At 50.5% G+C, this 10,374-nt stretch carries 7 protein-coding genes and 1 pseudogene; 2 read left to right on the forward strand and 6 right to left on the reverse strand.

The window, feature by feature from the left end:
• Positions 1-153 precede the first annotated feature (153 nt).
• From BW956_RS21735 to BW956_RS21760, 6 genes are all read right to left on the reverse strand, one after another.
• A complete protein-coding gene (locus BW956_RS21735; RefSeq protein WP_244894404.1) occupies positions 154-4,236 on the reverse strand; it encodes a hybrid sensor histidine kinase/response regulator in 4,083 nt (1,360 codons plus the stop codon).
• Positions 4,237-4,249: 13 nt separating this feature from the next.
• The gene (locus tag BW956_RS21740; protein WP_076466442.1) at positions 4,250-6,061 is read right to left on the reverse strand and encodes a methyl-accepting chemotaxis protein; all 1,812 of its coding nucleotides are present in this window, start codon (positions 6,059-6,061) and stop codon (positions 4,250-4,252) included.
• 30 nt (positions 6,062-6,091) lie between these two features.
• Positions 6,092-6,580 carry a chemotaxis protein CheW gene (locus BW956_RS21745; RefSeq protein ID WP_175612067.1) on the reverse strand — a complete coding sequence of 163 codons (489 nt, stop codon included), beginning with the start codon at positions 6,578-6,580 and terminating at the stop codon, positions 6,092-6,094.
• A gap of 47 nt (positions 6,581-6,627) precedes the next feature.
• The gene (locus BW956_RS21750; protein WP_029510991.1) at positions 6,628-6,987 is read right to left on the reverse strand and encodes a response regulator; all 360 of its coding nucleotides are present in this window, start codon (positions 6,985-6,987) and stop codon (positions 6,628-6,630) included.
• 35 nt (positions 6,988-7,022) lie between these two features.
• A complete protein-coding gene (locus BW956_RS22815) occupies positions 7,023-8,057 on the reverse strand; it encodes a response regulator (RefSeq protein ID WP_276327843.1) in 1,035 nt (344 codons plus the stop codon).
• 424 nt (positions 8,058-8,481) lie between these two features.
• Positions 8,482-9,486 carry a GGDEF domain-containing protein gene (locus BW956_RS21760; RefSeq protein WP_076466445.1) on the reverse strand — a complete coding sequence of 335 codons (1,005 nt, stop codon included), beginning with the start codon at positions 9,484-9,486 and terminating at the stop codon, positions 8,482-8,484.
• 211 nt (positions 9,487-9,697) lie between these two features.
• Here BW956_RS21760 and BW956_RS21765 point away from each other — a divergent pair.
• Both BW956_RS21765 and BW956_RS21770 read left to right on the forward strand, forming a co-directional pair.
• A pseudogene (locus BW956_RS21765) lies at positions 9,698-9,925 on the forward strand (tyrosine-type recombinase/integrase); the annotation flags it as partial.
• Between the two features lie 117 nt (positions 9,926-10,042).
• On the forward strand, positions 10,043-10,374 hold a 332-nt coding region (locus BW956_RS21770), incomplete at its 3' end, for an IS110 family transposase (protein ID WP_139327146.1).

The following is a 10,374-nucleotide window of genomic DNA, read 5'->3' on the forward strand; positions in this document are numbered from 1 at the left end:
AACTCCAGTCAGTTAAGTGTGTGGTGAATGCTACCGGCGGACGCCGATACAGCCGATATACTATAACAAAAGTAGTAGTTTATACCGTTTGAACGCGCCGGAGTCCACCGCTGCCGCCGTCCATCCAGAGAGGATGGAACGGCGGCAAGGCGACTAGAACAGCAGGGTCTGAACCTGGTCCAGCACCTGGGTTTCGGTCCAGGGTTTGGTCAGGTAGGCAGAGACACCGGCGGCTTCTGCTTCGCCACGGTGTTTGTGGGTGGAACGGGAGGTGATCATCACCACAGGGATGTTGTTGTACTGCTTGCTGTTACGCAGGATGGCCGCCAGTTCCATGCCGCTCATGCGTGGCATTTCCAGGTCGGTCAGGACAATGGCAGGCGGTTCCTGACGGATCTTGTCCAATGCATCCAGGCCATCGATGGCGGTGCGTACTTCGTAGCCGCTGTCGCTGAGCAGGGTCGCCAGTGTCTTACGGGCGCTGAGGGAGTCATCCACCACCAGCACTTCCGGCAGGTGCAGGTTGAACTCGGGCTCTGCTAGTTCGGATACCGGACTCAGGGCCGAATGACGCTGGCGGATACGTCCCTGCAGATCGACGATGGGTGCCACGCTGCCGTCGGCAAGAATGGTAACGCCGGGTACACCGGGGATATCGGGCAGGTGCTCGCCCATGGACTTGAACACCTGCTCGCGGTGGGCCAATACTTCGGGCACAAATACCGCCGCTTTTTCGCCCTGGTCCAGTTTGACCAGCAGCACCGGGAACAGGCGCTTGCCGCTGTAATCCCCAGGCTTTTCACCCAGCAGGGTTTCCAGCGTGTAGGCCGGGTAAACACCTTCTGCAGTGGTAAAGGTCATGCCGTCATCGGAGCTGTTGATCTCGCCATCGGCCGACAGTAGGCTCTGTTCGATAGTGTGGCTGGACAGGGCATGGATACGCTTGTTGGCGCTGCGCACCAGCAGGGTATGGATCAGCAGCGACGAGGCCGGTAGTGCCAAGTCGAAACGGGTGCCTTCATTCTGTACCGAATGGATACTGATGGTGCCTTGCAGGCGGGTAACTTGCTGATACACCACGTCCATGCCGATGCCACGCCCGGACAATTGGCTGACTTCATCTCGGGTCGAGAACCCGGGAATCAGAATCAGGCGCTGGGCTTCGTTATCCGACAATTCTCTCTTGTCAGTAAGAAGTCCCTTGCGTTCGGCAATTTCTTTAACGCGATTGACGTTGATGCCGCTGCCATCGTCAGAGCAACTAACCTGAATCTGGTTTTCGGCTTGACGGAAGCTGATCGTCAGTGTGCCTACCGTATCCTTTCCGGTATCTGCTCGTACATCGGAAGCTTCCAGCCCATGGTCCACTGCATTGCGAATAATGTGCATTAGCGGGTCAGCCAGCTTGCTCAGAATTTGGCTATCGACAAGTACATTCTCTCCCTCAATTATAAGGCGTGCTTCTTTGCCGGCTGCGCGGCATGCCTGACGCATGATACGCTGCATTCGTGAAGTGAGTGTTTTGACTGCAACTAGACGGGTGCTGAGTACGTTATCCAGTGATTCCTTTTGCAGGTTGGTCTGAGAAGCATGCATTTCGTCCAGCTGACGCAAGTGGTGCGCCATTTCATGACCTACTTCTCTTACATCTGCTACAGCCTCTTGAAGCTGGGACAACGTCGTATGAATGCTGTGGTAGCGATCCATTTCAAGAGGGTCGAAATCGCTGTCATCGCTTGCCTCAGAGGGGTGCAGGGTGAAATAGTCCAAAAGCTGTTGCTCGATGTCGAACATGACCTTTTGCAGCGCTCGTTGACGGTCGCGGTTTGCTCGTGCGAGGCGGTGCATTTGGCTCAAGCGTTCATCAAGCTGAGCATTCAGAGTGCTTGACTCACCGGCGATACGAAACAGATTGTCGAGTAAGCTTACGGGCACACGTAATTGGCCTGCTTGTTCACTTTCGCCAGGTTTAGTAATTTCCTTTTTCGACGGAGAGAGGGGAGTAGAAGGCACCTTTTTAATGGCTTGCTTCTCGGGGTCAAGCTTCTCAGCTGATTGTCGTGTTTGACCTGCCGCCTCAACGCCCTCGGTTTTAAGCCGATAATGCCAGTCCATCAGGCACTGAAGCACTTCTAATGCGCCGTCAGGGTTAGGCTCAGATTCGCTGATGGCTTCACTCATTTGAGCAAGGCAATCAACTGATTCTGTAAGGTCTTCTGATAACTGTTTGCCTGGAAGAATGTCTGAATTTGTGAGTGTTTCCAGAATTTCTTCCATACAGTGGGTCAATTGAGCCAAGCCGCGAATACCCGCCATGTTGGCTAGGCCTTTAATCGTATGTGCAGCTCTTTGAGCACTGAGCAGGTATTCAGCTTCTTGATCGGTTATAACTGTTTGCAGGCATTGTTGTAGCTCATCAACGAGTGTTGGCAACTCCCCGTACAGCATTTCCAATAACTGAGGATCGATATCGTCTGCAATTGAAAGATCAATATCTTCATGTGTGGCGTGCTGTTGTTCAATATCTTCAGATGACTGTATGCCGGCCAGTGCAAGCAGGCCGGTTAGAAATGCCGACTGCTGGTTCGTTGCATAAATAGGCAGAGCAGGGTCGCTTATTGCATCCACCACTGAGTCACGGTCACTTTTATTACCCAGGTCGCCTAGGTGAGCTTGGAGCGCTTCGAGGCAGTAAGTAAAATGCTCATGCTCGTACTCTTCCAGAGGCTTGCGACGTAATGCCATGTAACTCAGGTTTCGTCCCAAGCCTTCAAGTAGTATGCGTACACCGCTGAGGTGAACTGTCTCACAGGCACGCTCAAGCGGAAGCAAAGCTTCCATGCTTGCTTCAAGTAAGTTCGGGTTACTGTTTGCTGCTGTCTGTTCCCATAGTTGGGTCAGTTGCATCAAAGAGCCCGACAACATAGTCAGAATCTGAGGGTCAATTTTGGGGCCTGCTTGCTCTAGCAGGCTCATGTTCACGTTACAAAAGTCAGGCTTCTCTAATATCTCTTTGGGCGCTTCTGAGTTGATAAAGCCTGAATGCTTGGGCTCTTGCTGATGTGCTTCCCCAGCAGGGAGGGGAACTGGTAGTTCATTCGGTGCAAATGCAATATCAGCTAAAGCGCACAGTTCGAATTGTTCTTCTGCACTCAGAGGAGTAGGCCATTGCTCGTCAGCTAAAAAGTCGATTGTTTTCTTACAGGTTGCTTTGTCTGGGGCTTGAAGTAATAGGTCCAGCAACTGGCAAAGGCTTACAGCAGCAGGCGTGTGAGTCTCATCCAGTGTCCCGCAGCTTTCACTGGACAAGGCAAACAAGTCGGAAATTAAGGTTGGATCAATTTCACTTAGAGATTCGCTCAATTCAATGAGCAGCTCTGATAATTCTTCTGGTGAACTTGCAGAGTTCAAAGCCGATGTTGCGGGCCCGGCCGCAGAGGAAAGCTCACAAACGTCTTCTTCCAAATAAATTGTGTCAGGCTCATTTGGGTTTTGTTGTTCAGTCGGCCGAAAGGCCTCGTCTATGAGCGCTTGCAGCTCTTGCTGTTCCTCAGGCGTCACAGGATTTGACCAGTGACTGTCAGAAAGAGCTATAAGTACAGCCGTTGCGTGTTCATGGTTTGGCTGTGCCAGCAAATGGTCAATTCTGAAAAATAGGCTTGGTAAATAAGGGTGCCCAAGGCTTTCTAGAGTACTACATAACTCTGCGCTCAGTGCGCAGAGGTCTGAAATAAGAGGGGGATATTCATCAGGTAAAGACTCGCTGAGCTCAACAAGGTGCTCGCTTAAGTCTTCACAACTGGATGCTTGTTCCAAGAGTTGTGTTGCTTTGCCTGGCGAGGAAACAATCTCTATCTCAGTCAGAGGCCCCCACTCTTCAGCAAGAAGCTCTGGTAGCAGGGTTAGATCTTCTGCTCCCAGTGGCGAGCGCCAGCTGGGAGATGTCAGAGTAGTAGTTGTTGCCGAGAGCAAAGCGTCCAATGACTCTTGTTTGGAAAGAGCCGCAAGGATGAAACAAATGTCAGCTTGATGCTCAGGTGTCAACGCAGTTTCCTCAGATGACACCAGTTCAGACATGAGGGCCAGCAACTCGCCCATGCCAGTGAAGTTAGCCTCCTGAAAAGCCTCAGACAGCTCGGCGAGATCCTCAGCCAACTGATCGGTTGGTTGACCGACCTGATTAATCAGGGTCTCTAGCTGGTCTATCAGCATCGGCTTAAGACTGCGTTCCTTCATCTGCCGACGTTCCTCAGTTTTTGCTCTGATGCTGCAATTTAAAGACGCTAATAGAGCGTTCCAGCTCACCTGCGGCGTCTACCAGGCGTGAAGACAATTGCTTCTGTTGCAGCATTTCGTTGTTTGTTGCCTGTGTAAACGCATTGATACTATCGGCACGTTCGCGAAGTGACTGTGTGAGCTTCGCTTGCCCGGTAGCGTTTTGAGCTATGCGCAGAACTGACTCTACAAGAGACTGAGTCGTATCTCGGGTTTGCTCCATACGCTCACCAGCCTGCTCTGCCAATCGAGTGCCAGTGACAACGTCTTCGATGGCGGTATTGATTACATGGATGGTATCAGCTGTTTCAAGCTGGATATTGTTCACAAGGTTTTCGATTTCAGCAGTGGCTTCCCGTGAGTTTTCAGAAAGTCGCTGTACCTCGTCTACAACCACCATTAGCCCTCGGCCCGCCTCGCCTGCTGAAGCAGCGTGCATACTCGCGTTGAGGGACAAAATATGTGTGCGTTCAGAAATGTTATTGATCAGGCTGATGATGCCACCAATTTCCTGAGAACGCTCACCCAGCCTTTTAATTCGTTTCTCTGCTTCGTGAATGGTCTCACGAATTTTATTAATACTTGCTACTGTAGCTGTTACGGATTCTTTGGCATTCTCAGAGGTGACAATGGCCTTTTGTGATGTGTTGTTACTTACAGAAGCAAGTTTTGCGATTAACCCCATTGCTTTGATTGCAGAATCCAAGCCTTTAAGAGTTTCATTGATTTGCTCTTGCTCTTTACCTGCCTGAAATAGAACTGTTTCAGACTGCTCCTGCAGCTGCATTGACGTGCTGTTTACTTCGGATGTTACGCCACTTACTTCGTGCAAGACGTTTTCGATGGAATCAGTAAGCTGGTTGATTGAATCCGCTATTGCACCGGTAATATCTTCCGCAACAGGTACTCTTACTGTCAGGTCCTTCTGGCTTATTTTAAAGACACTTTGTATTAGCTGAATAATGGAGTCATTGAGTTTTTTGTTTTCGTTTGCCTGAATGGCCAAAGCTTCTTCTTTTTCGTCCAGCAAGTTATTAAGAACGCTGGCCATTTGTCCTAGCTCGTCACGGCTATCCAGAGGTGCACGTGCGTCTTTGTCACCGTTTCGAACGGCGCTAACGGTGTTATGTAATTGAGTGAGTGGGTCGAGCACCCCATATTTTACAATCGCTAGTGCGATAGCCAGTGCTATACCTAAAAGGACCAATGATGCAAAAAACAGTTTCAACATCTGTGCCTTAGCTTCATTGCGTCGGTTAGTCGCTTCTGCACTAAAAGCATTGGGCAATAGTTGACGCAAAACCCTTTCATGTTGCAATCGAGCAAAAATGGGCCCGAAAGCTTTTTGGAGTCTTAGAACGCGCTCTTCGTCAGGAGCGGTTGACTGTTTAATTATTGCAAGTTCATTGAGTGCGCCTTCAAGATCCAGATTATCCAACTGGTTTCTCAGAATTGCTGCACTAGGAAGTTGCCCTAGCAAAGCAGGAAGGCGTTCAAGGTGGCCTGATAGAGCCAAAGTATGCTGTTCAAGAGCATTTATGGCTGCTGGAGAGAGTGAAAGCCTGGCTCGGGTAAAAGCAATACGTGCCTCTTGTAGATCTTCAGTGAGCGTTGAAACTGCGTCTTGAATTGCCCGCGTTTCTGCGCCTATGCGCAAGGATTCCTCATCTATTACGATGGTCCGATAATAAGAAGTTGCAAGCGCAATAATACCCAATACAAGGAGAAGGCCTGCTATCGCGAACCGAGCACTGATACGAATGTTTTGCAGATTCCATGAAAACATGTTGATTACCTTGAAAAGGATGATCCAGTTTTATTGTTGTTTGTTAAACAGAGTGTGAGCTTTGAAATGTTCCAAAAGTGCTTTATGGTTTATCTCAAGCCAAATTCGATTATTATGATTCCATGTTGAAATAATAAAATCTTTTAAAGCTGTTGGAGTAACTTCTGGGTTTTCTTCGCTAGACATTGACGGGTCAACCAGTATTGAGGGAAGTTGGTCAATAATAAAGCCCGCAGTATCTGGGTGGCTGCCCAGTAACAAAAACCAGGTATTGCCCTTCGACCTTGCTTTCACAGCTTCAGGCTCTAAAAAAACACCCAAGTCATATATAGGGACTACATTACCCCGGTGGTTAATAAAACCGGAAAACCAGCTTGAACACCCTGGTATCGGGCAGATACTTTGTTGGGTAGCAACTTCGCAATGGGTGTCCGCCTGAAGAAGAAAATTCCAAGCGTTAATACTGAAGCCATGACGAATGGCTTCAGCTGTGTTGGCTTGTTCGTCCGTATCAGCCATTAACACTCTGTTAAGTGTACTGTTGAGATCATCCATAGTGCTGACTGTTAGCTAAATTCTTTGACTTGATCAAGAATATCTTGATCTGAAAAAGGTTTGGCTACCAAAGAACTTGCACCTTGTAGCTGCGCCCATACACGGTCGGCTTCTTGGTGTTTACTGGAAACAATAACCACAGGAATGTCACGCGTAGATTCGCCACCGGTGATGTGGCGACAGGCGGAAAAGCCATCGACACCAGGCATCACGATATCCATGAAGATGAGATCAGGCTTTTCCTGTTCAGCCATAGTGATGCCTTGCTGACCATTGGTAGCAATGAAAACCTGCGCACCAGTTTGTTTCAGAATGCCGTGCAGTTTCTGTTGCTGAATGGGGTCGTCTTCAACGATTAGGATCTTGTTCATGGCCATTTTGTCCACTTACTCCGGTATGATGCGCATTACTTTTTGAACTCTGTAATCCAGCGAGAGACCCGCTTGATCACTTTTAGGAACTCGTCTGAGTCAATAGGTTTTGTCAAATATGTTGACGAGCCAGCCATTATACCCTTGACTTCGTCAAGTGGCGAAGTTTTGGATGATAGCATTATGATCGGTGTTTTTTTCAAATTTGGTAATGCTCTCATTTGAGTACATGTTTCGAAACCATCGATGCCGGGCATCATGATATCGAGGAAGATAAAATCATAAGTTGCTTCGGCAACTTTCGCCAAAGCTGACTCTCCATCATCGGCGAAATCCACATTTATTGTTTGCTCCAGCTTTGCTAATTCCTTGGCAAGTACTTGCTGCATAGCATGGCTGTCGTCTACGACTAGAACCGAGTATTCCATTGAAGATGCTGCAGCATCCTGTTGCGCCTTCTGGCGCTGGGCTTCCTCGATCTGAGAATCGTATTTCTTGAACAGATTATCCTTGTCATCACCACCGGCATCGGCCTGAGGGGCAGGCTTGGCCGCAGGTGTTACAGGCGCGGCGGGTGCCGGTGACGGCTGTACATCAGCAGCGGGCGGCTGTTTGGTGACCGGTTCTGCCTGAGGCGCTGCAGCCGGTGTTGAAGACGGAGCTTTGGGCGCAGGCGCAGTTGGTTGTGCTTGCGGAGCAGCTGCCGGAGCCGTTGCCGATGGTTGTGCAGGTGTTGCTGGCGCTGGCGTTACAGGGCGAGCGGCAGGCTGCACTGGCTGAGTCGGGGCCACGGTAGGGGCCGGTGCTTCAGGCTGCTGAGGTTTAGCCACAGGTGCTGGCTGGGGCGTTGCCGCCGGGCGAGCCTCTGGAGTAGTGGGCTGAGGGCTTACAGCTGGCTTGGGTTCAGGCGTTGCCGCCGGTTTGGCCAACGGTGTTGTGCCATCAATGATGCGCAGTACGCGTGATGAAATAAAGGGCAATTTCAGGTGCGGGTGACCATTCGGTGGTGCAACACGACTGGCCACCAGAATATGGCTGCTGGGCAGGTCAAAATCGTTACTGAGGCTCAAGCCTTCTTCACCAAATACGACCAGAAGGTCTACGCTACCTTTCTCTGGAGTTTCAACCAGCTCGTAGGCACGAGTCTTGGACAGGCTGAGTATACGTTGCAGCTTGGTTTGCTGATCAGCCGGGAATGCCAGGATCCCAATCTTCATACTGTTCCCTGCGGGCACTGTGCGCGACTCTAGAAGGCCGTGCTGTTATCAGAATGGCATCGTATTCAAGCACGAAAACAATGCAGTTCCGTTACGGTTTTAGAAGATTTACAAGATGATGACAACAACAACCCTGTAATTTATGTGATCTTTTTATTATGTGTTATCGATCAGGGACAGTCGGGTTTTGGGGATTCAAATGGCCGTTTTTTGTTGCCCTGCTAACACACCCTTCCTACCGAGATTAAAACGCTTGATGGATTAATAATATGCGCCTTTAGTTGCCTGTACAGACCCGATTTCGACCCGTTGTTTTGGCCTGATAGAGGGCATCATCCACATCCTTGAGCCAGGAGCGATAGTCAGTGCCCGGCTGTTTTTGTGCCACGCCCAGAGAGATGGTAATGGGCAGATGCCGCTCACGGATGAGTGCGCTTTGCTCAACCTGCTGACGCAGGTGTTCAGCCAGCTGAGTTGCATCGTCCAATGCTGTAGGGGTGAGGATAAGAAACTCTTCCCCACCGTAACGGTAGAGTTTGACGTCGGGGGGGACCTGCTCCTGAATCAGTTCAGCCAGTCGGGCCAGCACCAGGTCGCCGGTGGTATGACCATAGGTGTCGTTGATCAGCTTGAAGTGGTCGATATCAAACATGATCAGGCTGTACGCCACCGAGGGTGGGTCGTCCGTATTGGCGACCTTATTGATGTGATCATCCAGTGAGCGGCGATTGCCAAGGCCGGTCAGTGCGTCCTGCAGGGCTTCCTGGCTCAGCCGGGTATGGTCTGCCAGCAGGCGCGACGAGAAATTGAAACAGAAAAAGGTTACCAGCATGAAGCAGGCGCTGTAGGTGAACAGCAGCTGCGGATCTGCCAGGGACCAGACCGCCTGAGTGCAGGCAAGGTAGATAATGAAGGCGACCAGCACCGCCTCCCAGCGGCGGGCGGCAAAGAACACGGCAACCGTGGCCGCGTAAGACCAGAACAAACCAATAATGCCGGTGTACTGAATCGCGATGACCACGCCGATGGTATAGGTCACGGCAAAGATGCGTGACACAAGATGGAAGTAATGGTCCTTACTGCCGATGTACGCAATCAGAACAAAGACCGAGGACAACACCAGGTCAAAGATGCCCTGTGGATATTCCCCAATTGTAAAGCGCCAGATGCCCATTGGGATGATGCAAGCAGACGCCAGCAGGGCCTGAAAGATCATGAAGCCTTTTTTAGGGTGGCTGTCGCGGTATGCCTCCAGGGCTGACTGAACCAGGCCTATCTTCACTGGGATTCCCCTTGCTGCACCAGTACCTGTTTCTGTGCAGGTATCTGCCATACATCTTGGATGACGCTGTTGTTACGCATTCTAAGCCGAGCAACCCCACTTTGTAACGTTTGTTTGACTCAGTGTAGGAAAAATACGGCTGTTTTGTATGGGTATTCTGCGCTGGGGTGGGTGATGGGCGTGAGCTGAAGGGGAGCCGAAGGGGTAGAGAACCCACGTCCTCCGGCATACGTTCGCCAGTCACTTTATGATGAATGGCGGTAATCTTCTAACGCTTCAAAAGGTGCTTGGGCATGCGTCTATTCAAATGACAATGCGGTATGCGCATTTGGCGCCAGAGCACCTAAAAGACATTGTATGGATAATTCCGTGTGTTTTCCGGGTAAATTGGGACCCACCCTCAACGGCCATTGAGGGCCTTCATGCAGCAGCTCGGTGATTGGCCGGCTCCTCTTGCGAGAGACCGATAACAAGTGGGTAGCGCTGCATGACTCGTTAGCGATAACTCGAACAGTCATCGGGGCCCCGAGCCCGCATAGCAAGGCAGAGTTAGCTTATGACCATACACACAGAAAGCCAAATTGAAATCAACGTCGGCGTTGACGTCGGTAAATCCACACTCGATATCGTCCTGCATCCGCTGGACCTCCATTTCCAAATCCCGAACGAAGAAACGTCTATCCGTAAGATCGTTCAGATCCTTAAATCCCAAAATGTCACACGCATTGTCACGGAAGCCACGGGCCGCCATGAACATGCATTCGTGTTTGCTTGTGACCAGGCAAACCTGCCCATTGTCGTGGTCAATCCTGTCAGCATCAGGCGCTACGCCCAGGCCATCGGCGTACTGGCTAAAACGGATAAGATTGATGCCAGTGTCATCGCACG

The organism is Marinobacterium stanieri, assembly GCF_900155945.1.
In the GTDB taxonomy this organism is placed as follows: Bacteria; Pseudomonadota; Gammaproteobacteria; order Pseudomonadales; family Balneatricaceae; genus Marinobacterium; species Marinobacterium stanieri.